20 protein-coding genes are annotated in these 23002 nt (G+C 73.0%); 11 read left to right on the top strand and 9 right to left on the bottom strand.

Features of this window, described 5'->3' with window-relative positions; all coding sequences use genetic code 11:
• Positions 1–7: 7 nt before the first annotated feature.
• Positions 8–211, bottom strand: coding sequence for a hypothetical protein (locus ACSMXO_RS19115; protein WP_346257422.1), 204 nt, complete (start codon positions 209–211; stop codon positions 8–10).
• Between the two features lie 176 nt (positions 212–387).
• Here ACSMXO_RS19115 and ACSMXO_RS19110 point away from each other — a divergent pair, with 176 nt between their 5' ends.
• Together ACSMXO_RS19110 and ACSMXO_RS19105 are read left to right on the top strand one after the other, a co-directional pair.
• Entirely contained in the window at positions 388–966 is a 579-nt protein-coding gene (locus tag ACSMXO_RS19110) for an RBBP9/YdeN family alpha/beta hydrolase (RefSeq protein ID WP_346257421.1), read from the top strand.
• A 190-nt stretch (positions 967–1156) separates the two neighbouring features.
• Positions 1157–2668: a hypothetical protein gene (locus ACSMXO_RS19105; protein WP_455418799.1), complete on the top strand. Its 1512-nt coding sequence runs from the start codon at positions 1157–1159 to the stop codon at positions 2666–2668.
• A gap of 25 nt (positions 2669–2693) precedes the next feature.
• Here the strand turns inward: ACSMXO_RS19105 and ACSMXO_RS19100 are convergent, their stop codons facing one another.
• Genes ACSMXO_RS19100 through ACSMXO_RS19075 form a run of 6 tightly spaced genes read right to left on the bottom strand, consistent with a single transcriptional unit; the run spans position 2694 to position 10423 of the window.
• Complete coding sequence (locus ACSMXO_RS19100) at positions 2694–3860, bottom strand: glycosyltransferase (RefSeq protein WP_455418798.1); 1167 nt, start codon at positions 3858–3860, stop codon at positions 2694–2696.
• Positions 3857–5416, bottom strand: a complete 1560-nt coding sequence (locus tag ACSMXO_RS19095; protein ID WP_346257418.1) for a lipid II flippase MurJ — start codon at positions 5414–5416, stop codon at positions 3857–3859. Before ACSMXO_RS19095 ends, ACSMXO_RS19100 begins: the two co-directional genes overlap by 4 nt.
• Positions 5413–6606 (bottom strand): glycosyltransferase family 4 protein, encoded by a 1194-nt coding sequence (locus tag ACSMXO_RS19090; RefSeq protein WP_455418797.1) that lies wholly within the window; start codon positions 6604–6606, stop codon positions 5413–5415. The genes ACSMXO_RS19095 and ACSMXO_RS19090 overlap by 4 nt, the downstream gene beginning before the upstream one ends.
• A complete protein-coding gene (locus ACSMXO_RS19085) occupies positions 6603–7697 on the bottom strand; it encodes a glycosyltransferase (RefSeq protein ID WP_455418796.1) in 1095 nt (364 codons plus the stop codon). The genes ACSMXO_RS19090 and ACSMXO_RS19085 overlap by 4 nt, the downstream gene beginning before the upstream one ends.
• The gene (locus tag ACSMXO_RS19080) at positions 7651–9189 is read right to left on the bottom strand and encodes an O-antigen ligase family protein (protein ID WP_455418795.1); all 1539 of its coding nucleotides are present in this window, start codon (positions 9187–9189) and stop codon (positions 7651–7653) included. Before ACSMXO_RS19080 ends, ACSMXO_RS19085 begins: the two co-directional genes overlap by 47 nt.
• Positions 9182–10423, bottom strand: coding sequence for a glycosyltransferase (locus ACSMXO_RS19075; RefSeq protein ID WP_455418794.1), 1242 nt, complete (start codon positions 10421–10423; stop codon positions 9182–9184). The genes ACSMXO_RS19080 and ACSMXO_RS19075 overlap by 8 nt, the downstream gene beginning before the upstream one ends.
• A gap of 249 nt (positions 10424–10672) precedes the next feature.
• On the opposite strand from ACSMXO_RS19075, the gene ACSMXO_RS19070 reads away from it, so the two are divergent.
• Together ACSMXO_RS19070 and ACSMXO_RS19065 are read left to right on the top strand one after the other, a co-directional pair.
• Positions 10673–11941, top strand: a complete 1269-nt coding sequence (locus tag ACSMXO_RS19070; protein WP_455418793.1) for a DUF1800 domain-containing protein — start codon at positions 10673–10675, stop codon at positions 11939–11941.
• A gap of 1 nt (position 11942) precedes the next feature.
• Entirely contained in the window at positions 11943–13187 is a 1245-nt protein-coding gene (locus tag ACSMXO_RS19065) for a DUF1501 domain-containing protein (RefSeq protein WP_346257412.1), read from the top strand.
• A 42-nt stretch (positions 13188–13229) separates the two neighbouring features.
• Here ACSMXO_RS19065 and ACSMXO_RS19060 read toward each other — a convergent pair whose 3' ends face one another.
• Together ACSMXO_RS19060 and ACSMXO_RS19055 are read right to left on the bottom strand one after the other, a co-directional pair.
• Positions 13230–14684, bottom strand: coding sequence for a sugar transferase (locus ACSMXO_RS19060; protein WP_455419260.1), 1455 nt, complete (start codon positions 14682–14684; stop codon positions 13230–13232).
• A 191-nt stretch (positions 14685–14875) separates the two neighbouring features.
• Positions 14876–15952, bottom strand: coding sequence for an LCP family protein (locus ACSMXO_RS19055; RefSeq protein WP_346257410.1), 1077 nt, complete (start codon positions 15950–15952; stop codon positions 14876–14878).
• 517 nt (positions 15953–16469) lie between these two features.
• On the opposite strand from ACSMXO_RS19055, the gene ACSMXO_RS19050 reads away from it, so the two are divergent.
• The 7 genes from ACSMXO_RS19050 (at position 16470) to ACSMXO_RS19020 (ending at position 22969) form a co-directional block, all read left to right on the top strand.
• Complete coding sequence (locus tag ACSMXO_RS19050; RefSeq protein ID WP_455418792.1) at positions 16470–16859, top strand: hypothetical protein; 390 nt, start codon at positions 16470–16472, stop codon at positions 16857–16859.
• Positions 16828–17235 (top strand): hypothetical protein, encoded by a 408-nt coding sequence (locus ACSMXO_RS19045; protein ID WP_455418791.1) that lies wholly within the window; start codon positions 16828–16830, stop codon positions 17233–17235. Before ACSMXO_RS19050 ends, ACSMXO_RS19045 begins: the two co-directional genes overlap by 32 nt.
• Before the next feature lie 78 nt (positions 17236–17313).
• Positions 17314–18315: a sensor histidine kinase gene (locus ACSMXO_RS19040; protein ID WP_455418790.1), complete on the top strand. Its 1002-nt coding sequence runs from the start codon at positions 17314–17316 to the stop codon at positions 18313–18315.
• Positions 18312–18971 carry a response regulator transcription factor gene (locus ACSMXO_RS19035; protein ID WP_346257407.1) on the top strand — a complete coding sequence of 220 codons (660 nt, stop codon included), beginning with the start codon at positions 18312–18314 and terminating at the stop codon, positions 18969–18971. The genes ACSMXO_RS19040 and ACSMXO_RS19035 overlap by 4 nt, the downstream gene beginning before the upstream one ends.
• 147 nt (positions 18972–19118) lie before the next feature.
• Positions 19119–20342: a phosphotransferase gene (locus ACSMXO_RS19030; protein ID WP_455418789.1), complete on the top strand. Its 1224-nt coding sequence runs from the start codon at positions 19119–19121 to the stop codon at positions 20340–20342.
• A 157-nt stretch (positions 20343–20499) separates the two neighbouring features.
• Complete coding sequence (locus ACSMXO_RS19025) at positions 20500–20973, top strand: hypothetical protein (protein WP_455418788.1); 474 nt, start codon at positions 20500–20502, stop codon at positions 20971–20973.
• A 154-nt stretch (positions 20974–21127) separates the two neighbouring features.
• Positions 21128–22969 (top strand): Hsp70 family protein, encoded by a 1842-nt coding sequence (locus tag ACSMXO_RS19020; protein WP_455418787.1) that lies wholly within the window; start codon positions 21128–21130, stop codon positions 22967–22969.
• Positions 22970–23002: the final 33 nt, after the last annotated feature.

Genomic DNA, 23002 nt, shown 5'->3' with positions numbered 1-23002 from the left:
TCGCCGGTCAGCGGGCGGCCCGCTCGGCGGCGGCGTGCCACCACGCTGGTGGAGACGCTCCGGTGACCGTCGAGGTCGGCTGGTCCGGATGCAACCCGAGCCGGCGCAGGGCCTCCGCCCGCACCCGGACGTCGTACCAGCCACGCCACCGGCCGTCCGGTCCGGGGCCGCAGGCCAACCCGCACCGGACGTCGTCGGAGTCGAAGGGCATCCAGTCAATGCCCCGGTCACGCAGTCAACCGCGCAGCGCGGCCGCCGGGTGCAGCCGACCGGTGTTCTCGAACGCCAGGACGCGGATCCAGTCTGGAGTCGGCGCGGTCATGCCGGTCATTCTGCCCCGTTCGGCGCCGCGTGAGCCACCGAGATAGCCAGGACTAGTTTGGCGGTGTGACTACCGACCCTGGAATGCGGACGCTGACCCGGACCCTGCTGGTGCCCGGACGCGGTCGCCCGAAGCCGGAACACTGGTTGCGACGCTGGGCCGACGCACATCCGGAATACCGGTGGGCACCCTATCCGCCCGGTCCGCCGTTCACCCTGGCAGACCGGGTCGCCGCGCTGCACGAGGCCGTCTGCGCGGCACCGGACCCGGCGGTGCTGGTGGCACACAGCGCCGGCTGCCTCACCGTCGCGGCCTGGGCGGCCCGGCACACCGGCCCGGTCCGGGGGGCCCTGCTCGTCACCCCGCCCTACCTCGACCCGGCCTGGGAACCCGACCCGAACCGTCCACCGGACGACAGCGTCTACGGCCCGGTACCGCGTACCCGGCTGCCGTTTCGGTCGATCATGGTGGCCAGCCGTACCGACCCGTACACGACGTTCGCACAGTTCATGGAGTACGCCGAGGACTGGGGTGCGGAGCTGTTCGACGCGGGCGACGTCGGACATGTCGAGACCGCGAGCGGACACGGCCCCTGGCCCGCCGGTGAGCGGCTGCTCGCCGAACTCCACCAGGAACCGGGCTGAGCAGCTCGGCGACCTTCCCGGCACTGTCCACATCGCTCCTGTGGCGCCCGACACCCTGAGTCAGTACTCATGTACTATCACCGGACGACTGCGGCGGGCACGACACGACCACCGGGCCTCCGGAGGGGCCTCGGGTGCACTGGTCTCGCCTCGCTAGGATCCGCACAGAGCGAAGCGGAAGTGGGTTGGGATGCAGCCAGTGGGTCCGTACCAGTTCATCGAGGCGGTCAGCCTGTGCCAGGTAGGCAGCGTCTGGTCCGCCATCGACGGGCAGGGCAACTCGTACACGGTGGCCGTGCTGGACGCCGCCGTCGCGGGTGACCAACGCTGGCGGGACGCTTTCGTCGGCACCGCCCAGGCGCTGGCGCAGCCCGGTGCGGGCGGTCCTCGTTACGTGCACGCCGAGTTCGCCGCGCCCGCACCCTGGGTCGCCTACGCCGCCAGTGAGACCGAGGGTGGCGAACGACTCTTCGCGGCGCTGGGCATGGAGTGCCGGCCCGCGCAGGAGGGACTGGGCGACGGCGACTCCCCGACCATGAAGACCACCGCCGTCTCCTCGCCGACGGCCGCCGGAACGGCGAACGGCTCCTCGGTGCCGGACGACGACGAACTGGCCACCCCCACGACCAGGCTGACGTCGGGCGTGGCGCCGCCCAACCCGTGGCAGGCCGGGCCCCCACAGCCGGCGCCGCCGGTGAACGCGACCCCGACGTCGTCGCCACCGCACCAGACGTCGTCGCCACCGGACCAGAGTTCGGCACCGCCGCACCAGGTCTCCGTGCCACCGGACCAGAGTTCGGCACCGCCGTACCAGATCTCGGTGCCGCCGGACCAGAGTTCGGCACCGCCGTACCAGATCTCGGTGCCGCCGGACTCGGTCTCCGGGCCGCCGCAGCCGCTGCCGGAGATGCCGCGGGCATACCCGGCCGACCTGTCGACGAACGCGTCCGGGCACGACCCGCTCTACTCACCGGTGCGGCACATCGTCCCCTCCGAACCGAAGCCGCGGCGCAACTGGCTCTGGATTGCCATCGCGGCGGTGATCGTGCTGGTGCTGGCCGGTGGCGGGACCATCCTCGCCGTGAGCCTCTCGGGCGGTGGCGGCGACGACCCGCCGCCCGAGGCGAAGCCGACCGCGAGCAGCCTGCCGCCGCCGGCACCGACCAACCCGCCGTTGCAGCCGGGTCTGGAGCCGCCCACCGCCGGGGCGTGGCCGGCGAAGTGGCCGACCTTCACCGAGCGGGACAACGTGCGTACCCTGCCGGACCTGGAGGGCCTGACGTTCACCGTCAAGGTGCCGGCGAGCTGGCAGTGCGTGCTCTCCGGCCGGGCGCAGGGCTTCACCAAGTACAACTGCGGGGTGCCGCCGGGCAGCGACAAGCCGGAGTACGGCGGGGAGCTGGTCGTACGGGACTGCGCGCAGCCCTGTGACGAGGCGCAGCAGGTCGCGATGCGGCAGGCCGAGGAGGCCTGGGGCAAGCGGTGGATCCGCAGCGGCCAGAACTCGGCGTTCCTCGAGACGAACACGCTGCAGGAGAACGGCGAGCAGCGGCACGGGCTGGTCGTGGTGGCGTACTTCCAGAGCGGTACCAGCGAGGACAGGGTCGACCGCCAACTGGTGCTCCGGATGACCGCCCCGGAGAACGGTGCCCAGGAGCTGCGTCGGGTGGCGACCTACCTGCGCGAGACGCTGGTCTTCTGACCGGGCCTCGCCGCCCGCCGGCCGCTCACCGAGCGGTCTGCTCGGCGATCCAGCGGCGCACCCGAGCCGAGAACGCCTGCTGGGAGAAGCCGGCGGCGTGCGCCACCAGCCGGTCCCGGTCCAGCTCGTCGAGGCGGCGGAGCAGGGGCAGGTAGTCGGCCGCGGTCACGGAATCGACGAGGAGCCCGGTCCGGCCGTCCACGACGGTCTCCAGCAGACCTCCCCGGCGCAGCCCCAGCACCGGCGTGCCGCAGGCCTGGGCCTCCACCGGGATGATGCCGAAGTCCTCGTGGACCGGGAAGAGCAGCGCCTTCGCGCCCCAGTAGAGCTGCCGCAGCCGCTCCCGGTCGGGCTGGACCTCGAAGCTGACCGCGACCCCGGCCCGGGCGGCGGCGCGCCGGAGGTTCGCCTCCTCCGGCCCGGACCCGGCGACCACCAGCGGAAGCCGGGCGGCCCCGGCGATCGCGATGATCAGATCGAAGTTCTTGTACGGGATCCACCGCCCCACCCCGAGCAGGTACTCCCGGGACTGGTGGCGCTCCGGCTCCGGCGGAGAGGAGAAGAAGTCGGTGTCCACCGGCGGATTGATCACCACAGCGTCCCGGCCCCAGTAGCGGCGGATCCGGTCCCGCACCTCGCGGGAGTTCGCGGCGTAGCTGTGCACGTGCCGACTCAGCCGCAGGTCGACGGCCTGCAGGATCCTTCTCGGGGCGGCCAGCAACGGATTGGCGCCGCGACCGTCGAAGGACGGGCTCCAGAGGTAGCGGGCCGGTGAGTGGACGTAGCTCAGGTAGCGGGTCCGCTCCGGTACGCCCAGCCGCACGGTGTGCGCGAAGGCGTGGCTGGAAGAGACGACGACGTCGAACCGCTCGCGGCTCAGCGTCCGCCAGACCAGGGGCATCACCGGCAACGCCACCGCCTTGGTACGCCGCAGCGGTGTCCTGGCCAGCCACGACTCCCGAAGGTCCGGCTCGTCGACTCCCTCGTCCTTCCACAGCACGAACCGTTCGGCGTGCGGCAGTTGCGCCGCGATCTGCCGGAAGACGTTCTCCGAGCCGCCGGTGGCGCCGAACCACTCGTGCACCACCGCCACCGACCGGTCGGCGAGATGGTCGAGCGACGCCGGCCCGTCGACGGCGGCACCGTCCGGGGCGGATCGCGCCTGCCGGTCGTGTACCTCTTCGGCTCTCATGCTGATGCTCCATCCGACGGAGTCCGGTCACGGTCACGGGGTTTTCCGGGCCTGTCCCGCACACCCAGCCCGCGCGCCCGGGCCCAGATGCCCACCAGGTAGGTCCGGCGCAGCGCCGGCACCAGCGCGGCGTGGCCCACCCAGACCAGCAGGATCCCGACGCAGGAGCCGACCAGCCGCAGCAGGCCCGGACCGGCGAGCAGGTATCCGAGCCCGGCGGCCGCGACCGCCCCGGGCAGCAGCGTGGCGACCAGCCGCAGGCTGTAGCCGAGCACCCCGAGCAGGCGCGCCGAGACGAGGAACATCAGCAGTCCGCCGACCGATGCCGCCGCGCCCAGGGTGAACGCCCCCCAGTGCCGGAACAGCAGGAGGTTCAGCCCGGCGGCGGCGGTGTACGAGACCGCCATCACGATCGCGACCTGGAGGTTCCGGCCCCGGGCGTTGAGCACCTTCACCAGGGTGTAGCCGATCACCTGCGCCCAGATGCCGAGGGCGAAGCCCAGCAGCAGCGTGGCGGAGATCCGGACCGCCTGGTCGTCGAACTCGCCACGGGCGTACAGCAGGGTGACGATGCCGGTGCTGTTGAGACAGAGGATCAACGAGAGCGGCACGGTCACGAAGACCACCGGAGGTAGCAGCCGCCGGAGCCCGCCGGCCACCTGGGCCGGGTCCATCCGGGCGAACGACGCCAGGCCGGCCAGCCCGAGCGGGGCGGCGAGCAGGGCCATGCAGGAGTCGACGACGAACCGGGCGTACTCGGTCGCCGCGACCACCTCGATGCCGAGCAGCGAGCCGACCGCACGTTCGACCCCGATCGACCCCTGGAGGATCACGGGGATCAGCAGCAGTGGCCGGAGCCGCCGCCAGAACATCCCCAGCGCCAGCCGGCGGGCCGTGCCGGCCGGGAGCGCCGGGCCCGGATCGTCCACCGCGGCGAGGTAGCCCCGGCGCCGGACCCAGTAGGCGGCCCAGGCCCAGAGCAGGACGTACGGCACGGTGAAGCCCCAGGCCAGGATCGCGACGTCGCCGGTCAGGTAGGCCAGCAGCGTCGCGCCGATCAGGCCGAGGCTCTGTACCGAGGGGCGGATGTTGATCAGGCGTACGTCGTCGTGCGCCAGTCCGACCAGGGTGTAGAGGCCGTACTGGACGTAGAACGGCACCGACAGCGCCGCTATCCCGAGCATCGTGGCGGCGAGCGCGGCGGTCTCCGGATCCAGGCCCGGCGCCAGCAGGTCGACCCAGGCCGCCCGGCCGAACAGCAGCGCCACGGTGAGCAGCAGCGAGAACGCGCCCAGCAGCGACCGTACGGTGTGGTAGAGCACCAGGGCCATGGCCGGCCGCTCCTGGCGGTACCGCACGTACAACGGCAGGAAGCCGGCCGACAGCGCGTCGGCGGTGAAGAAGTTGACCGGAATCAGCGTGGCGGTCAGCGCGACCCGGTTGGCCGCCACCGCCCGTCCGGCGCCGAACAGCGCCGCCAGCAGGACCTCGCGGAGCAGACCGAGCAGCTTGCCGGTCACCCCGCCGAGGACCAGCCGGAAGAAGATCCTGGTCACGGTGCCACGTACCGGCCTCGAAGCTCGGCGAGCAGCGCCAGATAGCTCCGGGCGCAGTGCGCCAGGGTCAGCTCGTCCGGCAGCAGGCTCGACCGCGGTACGGGTACCGGCGGCATGCCGTGCAGGATGTCGGCGAGCGCACCGGGATCGTCGGTGTCGACCGGGTGCACCGCGGAGTCGAGCGCCGCCGGCCCGGCGATGCCCCGGGACACGACACAGGGCAGCCCGCTGGCCAGCGCTTCCAGGATCGCCATCGGCAGCCCCACCTCGAGGTGGGCCGTGGTGAGCAGGGCCACGTCGGCGGCCGCGTGGTATCGCCCGACCTCGTCCGGCCGAACCTGCCCGACGAACGTGACCAGGTCCGCCAACCGGAGGTCCCGGACCAGTCCACGTAGCCGGCTCTCGTCGGGCCCGCCCCCGACCAGAAGAAACCGGAACCGGGCGGCGTGTCCCCGGTCGCGCAGCACCGCCGCGGCCCGCAGCACCCGGTCCAGTCGCTTCTGCGCGTGCAGCCGGCCGACACAGCCGACCACCGTCACCCGCTCGTCGACCCCGAGCGCCGCCCGGAGTTCCCGCCGGGCCCGGAGGTCCGCGGCGTGGTCCGCCGGACGTACGCCGTTGGGGATGTGCCGGACCCGGTCCGCCGGGGCGAACCAGCGCTGCGGCCGGGCGGCCAGCGAGTCGACCACCCGTGCACCGACTGCGACGATCCGGTCGAAGTCCCGGTACCGGGCCAGATCCCGCAGCAGCCAGGCCGCGTTCTTCGGCGCGGTGGCCAGCAACCGGGGACTACCGGCCCGCAGTTTTGAACTGATCTCCATCATCGAGGTGCCGTGCGCCTGTAGCACGAAGGGCGTACCCGGGTGCCGCGCCCGCGCCCGGGCCACCGCGTACGCCCCGGCGCTCACCGACAGCACCGCCCCGGGCGGCGCGGCGAGCGACGTCCAGTAGGCCCGGGACTCCCGCCACCAGGCGGCCGAGTAGCGGCCGGGTCGGGTACCGGCCAGCGGCACCACCTCGACGCCGTCCGCCGTGAACGGCCCGTCGACCCCCGGTACGGCGGTGGTGACGACCCGAACCTGCCGGACGTGCCGGGCCAGCTCGGCGGCGAGGCTCCAGGAGAGGATCTCCATCCCCCCGATGTGGTGCCGGGGGGTGGCCCGGGAGAAGACCAGTATCGACTCGATCATCCGAGGGTCCTGTACAGCGATTCCAACCTGTCGGTCTGCCGGCGCAGGTTGTACCGCTCGACGACCGTCCGCCGGCCCGCCTCGCCGAACCGTTGGCAGAGCTGCGGATCGCGGAGCAGGGCGGTGAGCCGCTCGGCCAGCGCGGGGACGTCCCGCTCGGCCACCAGGAAGCCGGTCTCACCGTCGGTCACCGCCTCCGCTATCCCGCCGTGCGCGGTCGCGACCACCGGCCGCCCGCTCGCCGCCGCCTCCAGCAACACCGTCGGCAGCCCCTCCTGGTCCCCCGAGGCCGCGGTCACGCTCGGCTGGCACAGCACCCGGGACCGGCCCAACCAGTCGAGCGCCTCGGCGTGCGACCGCGCGCCCAGGAACCGGACCGCCGCCGACACGTCGAGTTCCCGGGCGAGCCCGTCGAGCCGCTCCCGCAGCGGCCCGTCGCCGACGATCACCAGCTCGGCCTCGGGTACGGCCCGGCGTACCGCCGCGAATGCCCGCAACAGGTCCGCCGTCCCTTTCTTCTCCACCAGCCGGGCGATGTGCAGGATCCGGGGCGGCTCGGCGACCCCGGCGTACGGGATCAGGTCGACGTCCACCCCGGTCGGCAGCACGACGAGCCGGTCGGCCGGATAGCCCCAGTCGACCGCCTTGCGCCGGATGTGCTCGGAGACGCAGAGGAAGGTGGCGCCCACGTCGAAGAGCTCGCCCCGCCAGGCGACGTAGTTCAGCCAGGACGGTTTCCTCGACGCGACCAGCCGGGACTTGGTGATGGTCACGTCGAAGCCGTGCAGGGTGGTCACCAGCGGGACGCCCAGCGCTCTGGCCAGCGGGGCGGCGTAGACGCCCTCCACCCCGAAGTGCGCGTGCAGCAGCGCGGTCCCCCGTTCCGCCAGCGGCCGGCGCAACGGCGCCGACCACCGGGTCAGCGTGTACGCCAGCAGTGCGGCCCGGCCGAAGTCGGCGACGCTGACCGAGTCGGGTGGCGACGCGACACCGGCCGGTCCGGCCTGCGGAGTGGCACCGGCCGGGTCGGACCCCGTCGCGGGGCTAGCCGCGCCGGTGGGCAGCAGGCTCGGGACCGGATCCCTCGCCACGAACAACGGCCGGAAGCTCCGCATCGCCAGGGCCTGGCTCGTGATGAACGTCTCCGACGGCCGGAACGGCTGGTGTCGTACGACGCCCACGGTCGGGGTGGCTGACATTGTCCTCGGACTCCTCGGCGGCAGGTGACTCCTCGGCGGCCGACGACTCGGCGGCGGACGACTCGTCGGTGACGGGCCGGATCAGGTAGGCGAGCAGCAGGGAGACGATCGGGATCAGGTGGATGTCGCCGAAGATGTCGGTGTTCTCCCCCAGCCCCTGCACCAGGATCCAGGCGAGCGCCGCGCCGACGCAGACGACGTACACCTGCCGGGCCTGCCCGTGGACCGCGAGGAGCCGGGCGACCAGCCGGAAGGTCGCGACGAAGAACGCGACGGTGAGCAGCAGCCCGGCGATCCCGGTCACCGCCCAGGCCCCGAGCAGGATGTTGTGCGGCGGGAAGACCCGCCAGATGTCGTGCTCGTCGGCGTACGCGGCGAAGCCGAGGTTCCAGCCGCCGTAGCCCAATCCCAGCAGCGGACTGTCCCGGAACGCCTCCGCGCCGAACTGCCAGATCGCGGCACGCCCGACGAACGCCTCCAGCATGGCGTCGAGGAAACCGCGGTTAAGGGTCAGCAGCAGGGCCACGGCCGCGCCCACGGGTACGGCGGCGATCAGCAGGTACCGCCGGAGCACCGGGGTCGCGTACCGGCGCAGCCGGTGGAAGCCGTACGCGGCGGCCGGCAGCGCGACCACCAGCACCGTGGCCGACTTCGAGCCGGTGAACAGCACCGCGACCAGCGCCACCACCCCGACCACCCGGACCCGACGGGCGCCGGTCAGCGCCGCCAGCGCGAACGCGGCGAGGCCGTTGATCCCGAGGAACATCGCCGCGACGTTCGCGTTGATGAACACCCCACCGGCCTTCGCCGGGTCCAGCACGTTGTTCGGGTTGTCGCCGAAGAGTGCCGCGACGGTGTTCTGGCCGGCGAAGTAGCCGCCGATCGAGTGCAGGAAGGCGTCCTCCAGCCCGGGCAGCAGCCGGAAGGCGACGACCAGGCCGGCCTCGAGCAGCACCCACGGCCAGTACCAGAGTTGCAGCCTGCGCAGCGGCGCGGTGCCACCGCGGGCCACCGCCGACATCAGCACCAGCGTGACGACGAACTGGCCGAGCAGCGTGATGAACTGCAACCCGGCGCGCGGCTCGGGTGACCAGGCCAGGGTGAGCAGCCGGAGCGCCAGCAGGAGCAGCACGATCCGGACCAGGGCCAGCCGGAGCAGCCGGCGGACCAGTTCGCCCCGGGCGGCGAACAGGACCACCGGGGCGAGCAGCAGCGCGACGGTCGTGCCGAGGGCGATATCGACGCTGCCCCGGGGCAGCGGGTAGATCTGTGGCAGGGCGAGGACCAACACGACGGTCGCCAGCACCGCGAGCCGGGCCGGATCGGCGGCGGCGGTGGCGAGCCCGTCGACCAGCCGCCGGGCGGCGGGCAGCGGGCTAGGCATGCAACGATCCCGTCGTCGGCGCCGGCCGCGCCCCGCCCGCTCCGGTGACGATGCTCCGCAGCAGTTCGCCCCGGGCCTGCCAGCCGAAGCTGCGGGCGTGCTCGACCCGGGCGGCGATCGCCGGATCCGGCCCGGGCTCGATGGCGCGCAGCACCCGGGCGACGAAGTCGTCGGCGGAGTCCGCGACGCCGATCGCGTCGGTGCCCCGGGCCGCCCGGACCACGTCCGGCACGGCGGTACTCACCACGGTCAGCCCGGCCGACAGGTATTCGTAGCACTTGAGCGGGCTGACCCCGGTGGTGTACGGGTTCAGGGCGTACGGCACCAGGCCCACCGTGGCGGTGCCGGCCACCTCGGCCAGCTCGTCGATGCCGAGCACGCCGAGATACCGCGCGCCGAGCCGTTCCAGCTCGGCCAGCTCGGTGTCGAAGCCACCACCGCCGGCCGCGACCGGGCCGGCCAGCAGCAGCTCGGCCCGGCCGCGCAGGGCATCGGCCAGGGCACGGAGCAGTGGATAGTCCAGCTTGTGCGGTGACAGGTTTCCGGCGAACAGCGCCGCCGGACGGCGCTGCGCGGCGGGACGGCTGGCCGCGGCGAAGACGTCGACGTCGGCGACGTTCGGCAGCGTACGGACGTCCGGGAAGCCGACCTCCGCCAGGTGCGCGGCGACGGCGTCACTTGTCGCGATGGCGCACCGGGCCTGCCCGGCCAGGTGGCGTTCTCCGGCCGCGACGGCGACCGCGTCCACCCCGGGAAACGCGCCCAGCAGGTCGACGCAGTGGTAGACGGTGAAGTCGGCGTACCGTTCGAGGCCGTAGGTGACCGGGGTGAACGTCCACAGGCCCCGGGGCCGGGGGGTGTCCCGCCACCGCGCGACGGCCCGCTCCAGCAGCAGCCGGTTGACCAGCCGAGTGGGCCGGCGGTGCACCGGCACGATCAGCGGCGAGACGATCGTGGCCCGCTCCGGTACCGGCCGGTGGGCGGTCCCGGCGTGCCCCCGGACGGAGTTGTGGACCCGGCGGGCGATCCGGGTGAGGTCCCGGGCGTCGAACCGGACCCGGCGCAGGCCGAGCGACTCGACGAAGTGGGTCTCGAAGTCCCGCGCGAACTCCCGCACCACGTAGTGCTGGTTCGTCGCGATCTGCGCGCTCCACTCGGCGGTGCCCAGCACCAGCATCGTCGGCCGGGGCGGCCCGCCCCCGGCGCCGCCACCACGCGGTCGTGTCGTCGTCACCTGTCTCTTCCGGCCTGTTCGGGCAGCGCGCACCGGACGCTGCCGAGGAAGACTCGATCGACCGTAGGGTGAGTCATTCTGTCAATGGCTGCGCGCTGTCGCACCAGGGCACCCTAGGGGAGCGGCGGGACGGGGCGGCAGCCGGCCTCGGTGGCGCTCCGCTTTATCCAGTTTCGACCGGACCGGCTGGTCATCCCGTTGCCGGGCAGAGGTTTGCCGCTGCCGCCGCTTCTCGCCTATGTTGCCTTCATGACCGGCGACGTCGCGCTGCTCCTGCGCCGGGCCGGGTTCGGCCCGACCGCGGCCGAGCTCGCCGCGGCGCGCCAGTCGGGCTACCCGGAGACGCTCTCCGGTCTGCTGGCTCCGCTCGGGCCGGATGTCGGCGCGACCAGCTCCCCGGTGCCGAAGCTCGGCCCCGATCCGCACGCCAACCTGCCCAATCCGACCCGGGCCCAGCACATCCAGGCCGATATCAAGCGCAAGGCGCAGGCCGAGCTGATCCAACGGTGGTGGCTGGACCGGATGACCGTGGCGAGCCACCAGGCCGTGGAGAAGCTGGTCTTCTTCTGGCACGGGCACTGGGCCACCTCGGTCGACAAGGTGCGAAGCGCCCAGTACCTGCTGACCCAGCACCGGACCCTGCGCGGCGCCCGTGACATCGTGGACCTCGCCCACCGGATGATCGTCGACCAGGCGCTGATCTACTGGTTGGACGGGCAGCACAACAAGAAGGGCGCACCCAACGAGAACCTCGCCCGGGAACTCTTCGAGCTGTTCCTGCTCGGCATCGGGCAGTACACCGAGCGGGACGTCCGGGAGGCGGGCCGGGCGCTCACCGGCTGGCTTACGGTCCTGGAGGAGGAGGCCCCGGTCTTCGACCGGAAGCGCCACGATCCGGGCCGCAAGACCATCCTCGGCCAGACGGCCAAGTTCGACGCGCACAGCCTGGTCAACCTGCTGCTGACCCGACCGGAGTGCCCCCGGTTCATCGCCACCCGGATGTGGTTCCGGTACGCCTCGCACAGCGAGCCCATTCCGGAGCGGGTCCGGGAGAAGATGGCCGAGGCGTTTCCCGCGCCGATGGCGATGCTGCGGGCGCTCTTCGAGGACGAGTCCTTCGGCGCGACCGCGCACAGCCTGGTCAAGCAGCCGGTGGAGTGGCTGGTCGGGGCGATGCGGCAGCTCGGCCTGCGGATCAGCGGCCTGCCGGTCGAGACCGCCATGGATATCGTGCACGGGATGCGCGCGCTCGGGCAGCTGCCGTTCGCGCCGCCCAGCGTCGGCGGGTGGCCGGCCGGCACCGCCTGGCTGACCTCGGCCGCCGCCCAGGTCAGGATGAATCTCGCCGGCAAGCTGGCCGGGCTGCACCAACCCGGACGGCTGACCCCGGAGGACGTGGCGCACATCCTCTGCGTGGACGGCTGGACCGACCGGACCTACAAGGTGCTCCGCGATGTCAAGGACCCCCGCCAGTTGCTGATCCTCGGCCTGTCGAGCCCGGAATACCTGGTGACCTGAGATGGACGCGCTGACCCGACGCCGTTTCCTCCTCGCCTCCGGTGTCGTCGGTGCCGGTGCACTGGCGACGACCGGAGCCGCCCTGGGCCTCGCCGAGCTGCTGGAGAAGTCGTCGTCCCAGGCCGCCCCGGCCGACCCGGGCCGAAAACTGGTACTCGTCACGCTCTACGGCGGCAACGACGGCCTGAACACCGTCATCCCGTACGCGGATCGCCACTATCACGGGCTGCGGCCGGAGCTGGCGTACCCGGCCGAGAAGGTGCTGCCTCTCGACGACGCGCTCGGGCTCAACCCGAAACTGCGCGGGCTGAAGCGGCTCTGGGACTCCAAGCGCCTCGCCGTCGTCCTCGGGGTCGGCTATCCGAAGCCGGACCGCAGCCACTTCCGGTCGATGGACATCTGGCAGACCGCGTCGCCGGGGGTGCCCATCTACAGCGGCTGGGTGGGGCGCTGGCTGGACGGCACCAAGGCGACCCCGGAGACGGCGGTGAGTTTCGAGCCGGTGCTGCCGCCGCTGCTCGCCGGGGAGACCCGGGCTGGCGCCTGTGTCAGTCTCGGCGGCCTCAAGCTGCCGTCCGGCATCGACACCGGCCTCGTCGCGGCACTGGGCGGTCCGCAGCAGGGCGAGCCGGCGATGCAGGCCCGGGCCGCCGCCTCCTACGCGGACCTGCTGAGGGTGGAGCACCTGGTGCGACATTCCCGGGAGACGGCCCAGGCCGAGAGCGGGCCGACCGGCCCGGCGACCGGTACCGGCGGGTCGAGCGCGCTGGCCGCGCAGCTCGCGCTGGTCGCCCGCTGCGTCGAGGCCGACGTGCCGACCCGGGTGTACTCGGTCAGCCTCGGCGGGTTCGACACCCACGCCGGCGAGATCGTCGGGCACGAGATGCTGCTGACCCAGCTCGACGAAGCGCTGACCGGTTTCGTGGAGCGGATGGGCCAGACCGAGGCCGGCCGGCAGGTCACGGTGGTGGTCTACAGCGAGTTCGGGCGGCGGGTCCGGGCGAACGCCTCGGACGGCACCGACCACGGCACCGCGGGCCCGGTCCTGGTGCTCGGCGGCCAGGTGACCGGCGGCCTCTACGGCGAGCAGCCGAGCCTGACCGACCTGGACGACGGCGATCTCAAGGCGACCGTCGACTTCCGGCAGGTCTTCGGCACCCTCCTCGGCTCGGTGCTGGGCGCCGATCCGGCCCGCTACCTGGAGGGCTACCAGGTGACCCCGCTGCCGTTCCTGCCCGCCGGATGACCGCTCGCCCGCGGGTGCGGGCTCACCGCCGACGACGACGGCTCACCGGCCGCCACCCCGGAACACCTCGATGACCGTCCGGAGCAGTACCTTGGTGTCCAGCCAGAGCGACCAGTTCTCGATGTAGTAGTTGTCGAACCGGGCCCGGTCGGAGATCGGGGTGTCGCCGCGCAATCCGCTCACCTGGGCGAGCCCGGTCAGCCCCACCGGCACCCGGTGCCGCATCGCGTAGTCGGGGTGCTCGGCGGAGAACTTCTCCACGAAGTACGGCCGCTCGGGGCGGGGGCCGACCACGGTCATGTCGCCGCGCAGGATGTTCCAGAGCTGGGGCAGCTCGTCGAGGGAGGTACGCCGCATGAAGCGGCCGACCGGGCCGATCCGCCGGTCGTCCGCGATCGACCAGTGGGTCCGGGACTCCAGCTCGTCGGCCGGCTGCATGGTGCGGAACTTGATGACGTCGAACGGCTTGCCGTACCGGCCGATCCGCTCCTGGTGGAAGAAGATCCCCCGGCCGCCCTCCAGCCAGGTGGCGAGGGCACAGAGCAGCAGGACCGGGCTCAGGATGACCAGCGCCACGACGCAGAAGACGATGTCGGAGGCGCGCTTGATTGCCCAGCGCACACCGGAGAGGCTGGTGTGCCGGATCTGCACCACCGGGATCGCACCGATGTGGTCGGGCAGCCCTCCGGGCGAGCGGGAGCCCCAGAGCCGGGGCACGCTCCAGATGTCGCAGTTCGCGTACTCCGGGCGGGCCAGCAGCTCCATCAGTCCGGTCTCCGGGTAGTCGGGTTCGGCGACGACGAGTACGTCGCACTCGACCATCCGGATCCGGTCGGCGAGCTGGTCCAGGGTGCCGATCAGCGGTGGCGAGGCGGGACCGGGCCGCTCCTCGGCGTCGACGCAGCCGGCGAAGCGCAAGCCGTACTGTGGATAGCGGCGCAGCAGCCGGGCGAGTTCGGCGGCGATCGGACCGCTGCCGATGATGATGGCGTTGTGCTCCACCCACCGCCGCTTGCGGGCGATCAGCACCGCCCGCCGGGTGATCGCCCGCCCGACGATGACCAGCCCGGCGGAGAGCGCCACGCCCCGCATGAACCCGGTCATGTATTCGACCGAGCCGTGCCGCATCGCCGCGATGATGGCGACGATCGCGGCGGAGGCGAGCAGCCGGCCGCAGAGACTCGGCAGCTCGTCGAGGATGCTCATGTGCCGACGCGCCCGGTAGAGCCCGCCGGCGGCGAAGATGGCCACGGTGAGCCCTGCGGTGAAGACGGTCCCTCGCCAGTAGCGGTCACCGGTGAGCAGCAGCGGTCCGAGCAGCGCGGCGAGGTCGACCGGGGCGGTCACCATCCAGGCCCGCAGCCGGCGGGTGCGCACCGAGGCGCGGGACCCGGCGTACGGCAGCACCGCGGTCGTGTCGATGCCGGCCCGGGCCCGATCCGCCGGGCTCGACCCGGGCCCGGTGCGGGGCCGGGGCACCGCCGGCAGGTCGGTCACCGGCTCGACGGCGTCGATGGCGCGCACGGCCGGCGGCCGGTCCGACGGACCGGTGTCGGGCAGGCCGACCACCGGATCGTGCGGTGCCAACGGCCACGTCGACATCTGTTTCCTCCCCCGTGACGACGACCTCCCCTACGGGACGCCCGGTGCAGGATACGGCCGCGAGGGTCCCGCACCGGCCGGAGCGGTCACTTCGCTCCATTCAGGATCTCGGGTACCGCGTCGCGCCGAACGGCGTCGTAGAAGGTCTTCACCTGGTCCGTCTTGGCGAACACGACGCTCTCGTCGCCGACCCGACCGGTGCCCTTGGTGGGGCTGGTGATGAAGGTCAGGTTGCCGCTGCGCAGGTGCCGCAGCTCCATCCCCATGTCGAGTAGGGAGAGGGTCTTGTCCACCGAGACCGCGTCGGCGGAGGCCCTGATGAAGGAGTTCAGCTTGGCGGGGTTGGCCAGGGTGCCGCCGGACGCGGCCTTGTCCAGGATGGCCCGGATGACCTGCTGCTGGTGCCGGATCCGGGCGAAGTCCCCGTCCTTGAAGGCGTAGCGCTCCCGGGCGTAGTCCAGCGCCTCTGCGCCATCCATCACCTGCGGGCCCTTCTTGAACTCGCGGCGGCCGGTGGGCAGCAGCGAGTGCGTCGAGGTGAAGCTCTCCTCCACGGTGAGCTGGATGCCACCGAGCGCGTCCACGATCTCCTTGAAGCCGGAGAAGTCGACGATCGCGACGTGGTCGACCCGGACGCCGGTGAACTTCTCGACCGTCTGCACCATCAACGGGATGCCGCCCCAGGCGTACGCCGCGTTGATTTTGGCGTCCCGGCCGCCGTGCTTGCCGTCCTTGGACTTCGGCACGTTGACCCAGGTGTCCCGGGGGATCGAGACGAGTTGGGCGCTCGACCGGTCAGCCGGCAGGTGGGCGAGGATGATGGTGTCGCTGCGCGAGCCGCCGGTGTTGGCCGGGTCGCGGGTGTCGCTGCCCAGGATGAGGATGTTCTTGGCGTCCTTTGCCACCTTGACCGGGCGGGACTCCTCGGGTACCTGGTCGAACGCTTCCACCCGTTCGATGCCGGACTCGAGGGAGTGGACGTAGATGCCTGCCGCGACCGCTCCACCACCGCCGAGCAGTGCCAACACCAGCAGCGTGATGAGGATTATCCGCCTGGTGCGGCGCCGCCGCCTGGGAGCCGGTGCGTCCGGGGAGCTCCCGTCCGGAGTCACCGCGATGGCCTCGGTGGAGTCGGACTCCGCGAGTTGGGGTTGGTGTGGCATGGCTCGATGCTACTGACCGGCGCAACAGCGGACGGCCCGGGATCCGGGACGTACCCGGCCCGTCCGACCGGGGCGACCGCGTCGCAGGTCAGGAGGTACGCAGCCGGTAGCCGAAGCCGCGCACGTCTCGATGACGTCCCCGCCGAGCTCCTTGCGTGCCGGATCAGCGTATCCAGCAGCACGAACTCCCGGCCGGTCAGCGCCACGTCCCGACCGCGCACGGTGACCTGCCGGAACCAGAGGTCGAGCCGGATCGGTCCTGTCATATAGTCGTCAGCCCCGGCGTCCAGGCAGGCCACCACGTCGTGCGCCCGGGCACGTCCGGTGCCCGCCCCCACGATCGACCCACGGCGATACCGGCCAGTATCGGAACGGTCCGTACGTACGGGCTCAGCCGAAGGTGCATGTTTTTATCTACGCTCTTCCCGCCGTTTGCCGGCCCGCCCGGCCCCGACGATGAGAGGCTTCTCATCCATCCCTCATCGGGACGTCATCCGACTCCGGCAGCCTGGGCGGCATGAGCGCGCAGAAGGTCGCCACCGGAGTCGGGCTGGGGGCGCTGGCCGGGTTGCTCGCCGGAGTCGGTCTGCCGGCGCTGCTGCCGCACGACCGGGTGCCGGTGATCCAGATCATCAGTCCGGCCACCCAGACCACGACGACCGACGGGGGCGACGATGCGGCCGGCCCGGTCGACGACGAGAGCCTCGGCCCAGCCGAGCGCGGAGGCGATGATGACGACGCCGGAGGCGACGGAACCGGTTCCGACGACGGAGCGGACGACGGAGGCGGTGTCGACGACGGGGACGATGGCACCGGCACCGACGACGAGGACGACCGGGACGACGACAGCTCCGGCGACGACGGCGACGATGCCGATGGCGGTGACGACGACGGCGACGACGACTGAGCCGCCGGGCCGGCGCTGGCGACCGGCGCTCGGGCTGCGGCTCCGGCTGCTCGGCTGGGCCCTGGCGCTGCTCGCCGTCGCCAGCCTGGCCTCGGTGGTGGTGATCCGGCAGGTGCTGCTCAACCAGTTGGAGAACCGGATCGCCGCCGACATGCGCCAGGAGGTCACCGAGTTCCGCCGGCTCGTCGGCGGTCGGGATCCGGCCAGCGGGCAGCCGTTCGGCACCGACCTGCGGGCCATCGCCGACACCTACCTGCTGCGCAACGAGCCGCAGACCGGTGAACTGGTACTCGTCTTCGTCGACGGCGCCTTCTACCGGGCGACGGCGAACCCGCCGTACGACCCGAGCGGCGACGCGGCCCTGCTGGGCAGGTAGACCGGGCTGGCCGACAGCGCGTACGGGCGGATCGCCGACACTCCGGCCGGCTCGGCGCGCTGGCTGGCCGTACCGGTGGTGATCGACGGCGCGGTACGCGGCCAGGTGGTCGTACTCGAGTTCGGCGCCGAACGGCGGGCCGAGATCGACCGCGCGGTACGCCTGATGGCGCTGGCCTGCCTGCTGGTGATCGTGGTGGTGGCCGCCGGCGGTTACCTGGCGATGGGCCGGGCGCTGCGTCCGCTGCGGACGGTCACCGAGACCGCCCGGACCATCGAGGAGACCGACCTTTCCCGGCGGATCGAGGTCACCGGCACCGACGAGGTCGCCGACCTGGCGCACACCTTCAACGGGATGCTTGGCCGGTTGCACCGGGCGTTCGCCGCCCAGCAGGCGTTCGTCTCCGACGCCGGCCACGAGCTGCGTACCCCGATCACCATCGTCCGGGGCCACCTGGAGTTGATGGGCGACGACCCGGACGAGCGGGCCGAGACGGTCGCGCTGATCACCGACGAGCTGGACCGGATGAACCGGATGGTCAACGACCTGCTGATGCTCGCCCGCGCCGAACAGCCCGACTTTCTGCATCCCGAGCAGGTGGAGGTCGCGATGATGCTGCACGACGTCTACGCCAAGGCGGTCGCCCTGGGCGACCGGGACTGGCGGCTCGGCGAGCTGGCCGAGACGGCCGTGTGGGCCGACCGGCAGCGGCTCACCCAGGCGTTGATGCAGCTCGCCCAGAACGCCGTCCAGTTCACCGATGTCGGCGACACGATCGAGCTATCCGCCCGGGCCGGGACGCCAGGGCAGCCGGGCCGGGTACTGCTCTCGGTCCGGGACACCGGGATCGGCATCGAGCCCGAGGACCGAGAACGGATCTTCGCCAGATTCGCCCGCGCCGCGCACGCGCCGCGACGGCATGCCGAGGGCTCCGGCCTCGGGCTGGCCATCGTGGCCGCGATCGCCGAGGCGCACCGGGGCACGGTCGCGGTGGACAGCGTGCCCGGCGCCGGGTCGACCTTCACCCTGGTGCTGCCGGCTGGCGCGGTACGGCCGCCGACGACCGGGGGCGACCGGTGAACCGGGTACTCATCGCCGAGGACGAGCCGCGGATCGCCTCGTTCCTGACCAAGGGGCTGCGGGCGGCCGGCTACGTCGCCACGGTGGTGACCAACGGGGTGGAGGTGGCCGCGGCGGCCCGCAGCGGCGACTACGACGTGCTGATCCTGGACCTGGGACTGCCCGGGCAGGACGGGCTGGCGGCACTGGCCCAGATCCGGGCCAGGGGCGAACGGCTGCCGGTGATCGTGCTGACCGCCCGGGACGCCGTACCGGACCGGGTCGCCGGGCTCGACCTGGGCGCCGACGACTACATGACCAAGCCGTTCAGCTTCGAGGAACTCCTCGCCCGGGTCCGGGCCCGGCTGCGCGAGCATGGCCAGGCCACCCCGACGGTGTTGCAGGCCGGGCCGGTCCGGCTCGACCTGGTCCGGCGTACGGCCACGGTCGACGGCGACCCGATCGAGCTGACCGGCCGGGAGTTCCTGCTCGCCGAGACGCTGCTGCGGCATCCGGGTCAGGTGCTCAGCCGGGAGCAGTTGCTGGACCGGGTCTGGGGCCTGGCGCACGACCCCGGCTCGAACGTGGTGGACGTCTACATCGGATACCTGCGCCGCAAGCTCGGCACCGACCGGATCAAGACGGTACGCGGCATCGGCTACCGGCTGACCGCCTGATCCTCTCCGCCCCCTCCCCCGGCGCCACCCTCTCCGCTCGGGCGTGCCCAGTCTCCGGCGGGTGGCTGAGGTGGGCGGAGCGGTGGCTGAGCGGATTCTCATGGTCGTTTCACCGCCACCTCACGGCCGGGCGGGATCGTCGCTGGCATGTCGACGACCAGTACCATCCCGACCGGGCGAAGCGGCGACCGCCAGCTCGCCCTGCTCACCGGAGCGGCCGCCGAGGACGTACTCCGGGCCGCGTTGCGACCCTCCGGCGGTGAACTGCTCGACTGGCGGACCGTCCAGGTGGAGCACCAGCCGGGCCGCCGGGTCACCGCCGCGTACCAGGCCCGGATCCGCTGGCCGGACGGGCGGGTCCGGGAGGAGCGGCTGGCCGCCTGCACCGGACGCGCCCCGGCCGGCACGGTGGTGCTGGGCAACGGCACCGACCGGGTGGCGGCATGGCGCTTCCCGTACGACCCGGCGCTGCCGGCGCTGCGCAGCGCGTACGACGAGGGGGCCGTCGCCGCCCTGCTGCGCGACCTCGGCCTCGGCGACGGCCCGGTGAACCTGCGGGTACGCGCCTACCGGCCCCGGCGGCGGGCGGTGATCGAGGCGGTCGGGGCGGGCGGCTGTGTCTTCCTGAAGGTGGTCCGCCCCCAGCAGGTGTCCGAACTGCACGACCGGCACCGGCTGCTGGTCCGGGCCGGGGTGCCGGCCGCACCCAGCCTGGGTTACACCCCCGACGGGCTGCTGGTGCTCCAGGCGCTGCCCGGGCAGAGCCTGCGCCAGGCGCTGCGCGGCCGGGCGCCGCTGCCCTCGGGGCGGGCCCTGCTGCACCTGCTCGACCAACTCCCGGCTGAGCTGACCCGGGACCGGCCCCGACGCTCCTGGCGGGAGAAGGCTCCGCACTACGCCTCGGTGCTCGCCACCGCCCTGCCCAGGGTGGCCGACCAGGCCACCGCGCTGGCCGCGGCGCTGACCGACGAGTCGACCCCCGGTCCACCGGCCGTGGTGCACGGCGACCTGTACGAGGGCCAACTACTGGTTGCCGGGGGCCGGATCACCGGTCTGCTCGACGTGGACACCGCCGGACCGGGCGAGCGCCTGGACGACCTGGGCTGCCTGCTCGGGCACCTCTCCGTGCTGGCCCTGATGCACCGGGACCGGGCGGCCGCGATCCAGCGGGCCGGTGCCGGCTATCTGGCCGCGTTCGAGCAGGTCGTCGACCCCGCCGAGCTGCGCTACCGCACGGCGGCGGTGGTGCTCTCCCTGGCCACCGGTCCGCACCGGGTCCAGGAGCGGAACTGGCCGGCGGGTGTCCGGGCCCGGCTGGAACTGGCCGAACTCTGGCTGGACAGCGCCCGACGGCTCCGCCGGCGCGGCTGACCGAGCGGGCCGTGCGGCCGGCGAGGTGTCGGCCGGAGAGCCGTCGGGGTCGGCCGGAGAGCGTCGAGGTCGATGAGTCAGGTCTCATCCCGGCGTCAGGACTGTCTCATCCGCGGGCCGGAGGCTGTAACCAGAGCAGATCATCGAGGAGGAAGAGATGAGCATCAACCGTACGTGGCAGATCGTCATCGGCGGCGCGGGTGCCGCCGCGCTGGTCGCCGGTCTCACCGCCGGTGCGGCGACCGCCAGCGACGGGATCGAGCTGCGGGACAAGGTCCAGCCGATCCAGTTGCAGGGCGGCCAGTACGACTCCGGCGCCGTCGACGACTCGCCGGAGTCCGCCGACAGCGCTCACCAGTCGCCGTTCGACTCGGCGAACTCGGCCGGCGACAGTCCCGGGGACCCGGGCTGGGTCGACCCGTCGCCCGAGTCGGCGGACAGCGTCAACGCCTCGGCGGCGGACTCGCCCGCGAAGGCGAAGCCGGCGGTCAAGCCGAAGCCGAAGGCGAAGGTGGTGGACGACAGCCCGGACGACTCCCCGGCACCGGTGCGGAAGAAGAGCAGCGGCGGCGGCTCGGCCGACTCGGGCGGCTCCGCCGACTCCGGCGGGTCGGCCGACTCGTCCGACTGACCGCGCACGGCGGAGACCATCCGCCCGCCCTGCGCCGCGGCCCGGCCAGCCCCCTGGTCGGGCCGCGGCCCGCTGCCCTGGACAGGGCCGGCGAGCGGTTGCCGGAAAGGTCGGGGCCGCTGCGATGGGCGCCGGTTCGCTATTGTCGTGACCCGTGGTCAGCGCCCGGCTCGCGATCGACTTCGGTACGTCCCACACGGTCGCGGTGTGCCAGTGGCAGGGGGGTGAGGGGCGGCCACTCCTCTTCGACGCCTCGCCACTGCTTCCGTCGGCGGTGTTCGTCGACTCCGACGGTCGGCTGCGGGTCGGCCGGGACGCGCTACGGGCCGGGCGTACGGAGCCGGGCAGCCTGGAGCCGCACCCGAAACGGCGGATCGACGAGGGCGTCATCCTGCTCGGCAGGACGGAGGTGGCGGTCGTCGACCTGGTCGCGGCCGTGCTGCGGCGCTGCGCCGACGAGGCGGTACGGGTGGTCGGCGGCGCGGTCCACGAACTCGTCCTCACCCATCCGGCGGCCTGGGGGCCCCGGCGCCGGCAGGTCCTCGTCGACGCCGCCGCGCGGGCCGGGCTGCCCCCGCCCGCCCTGGTCGCCGAGCCCACCGCGGCCGCCACGCACTTCACCACGGTCCTCGCCCGGCCGGTGCGGACCGGTGACGCCGTGGTGGTCTACGACTTCGGTGCCGGCACCTTCGACGTGGCGGTGCTCCGGCGCCGGCCCGACGGCTGGGACGTCGCCGCCAGCCAGGGCCTTTCCGACCTCGGCGGCCTCGACCTGGACGACGTCGTCGTCGAGCGGGTCCGCGCTGCCGTCGTACCGGCCGGGCCGGACGACGTGCGGTGGCGCCGGCTGAGCCAGCCGGGATCCGGGCCGGACCTGCTGCACCACCGGTCGCTGTGGGAAGAGGCCCGGGCGGCCAAGGAGGAGCTGTCCCGGCGCAGCACGGCCGGGCTGCGCCTGCCGATCTTCGAGCGTGACGTGCACGTCACCCGGGAGGAGTTCGAGGCGGCGGCGGCCGGGGCGATCGAGCGGAGCGTGGCGCTGACGGCGGCGACGGTCTCCAGCAGCGGTATCGACGCCGGGCGCATCGCCGGGCTCTTCCTGGTCGGCGGAGCGAGCCGGGTCCCGCTGGTGGCCACCCGCCTGCACCGGCGGCTCGGCATCGTGCCCACCGTCGTCGAGCAGCCCGAGCTGGTCGTCGCCCAGGGCGCGCTGCTCACCGCCGAGGTCGGCACCCCGCCCGGTACGCCCCCGACCGCCGCGCGGGGTGGCGTGGCGGGGATCGGCGCCCCGCCCGCCGCCTCGGCGGCCGGCGCCGAGTCGCGGACGGTCGGCAGCGTGGCCGGTTCGGCGACCATCGAACCGCCGCTGCCGGGTCACCCACCGCCGCCGCCCGGGCCCGGGCCGGACCGGTCGGCTGACGCAGCAAAGTCGATCTCCCCGAACGGGCCGGCCGCGGACGACCGGCGTCGCCGCCGGAGTGTCTGGATCGGTGCGGGCGCCGCCGCGCTGGTACTGCTGGTCGTCGCCGTGCTGGTCGCGGTCTGGGCGACCGGTCCGGACTCCGACCTGAGCCGGACCGGACGGGCGAACGAGCAGGTGATCAAGTCTTCGCCGCTGCGCGAGTTCGCCCGCCCGTGGCTGGACGACGTGAGCGGCTGCGAACAGCGCCCGCCGGACACCTATGGCGGGACCGCCACCGAGTACGTCGCCTGCACCGGGGACGGCTGGGAGGTCCAGTTCCGGGCGCTCGCCGACCAGACCGAGCGGGACCGGGCCCGGACCCAGCGGGTGAGGGATCAGGGCGGGACGCGGGAACCGTACACGGCCAGCCGCCCCCGATCCGGTGCCCTGATCCGGTACGTCTTCCGCGCCGACCAGTTCGTGATCTACTGGGACGACGACACGTCGGCGATGATCGGCGACCTGACCGTGACCCACGGCAGCACGCTCGACGCCGACGACCTGTTGGCCGTCTGGCGGCAGTACGTGCGTTAGCGCCCCACCGGGATCACTGCGGTCCCGCACCCG

It is taken from the genome of Plantactinospora sp. DSM 117369, from assembly GCF_053764795.1.
This window is presented reverse-complemented; position numbering and strand designations above follow the sequence as displayed.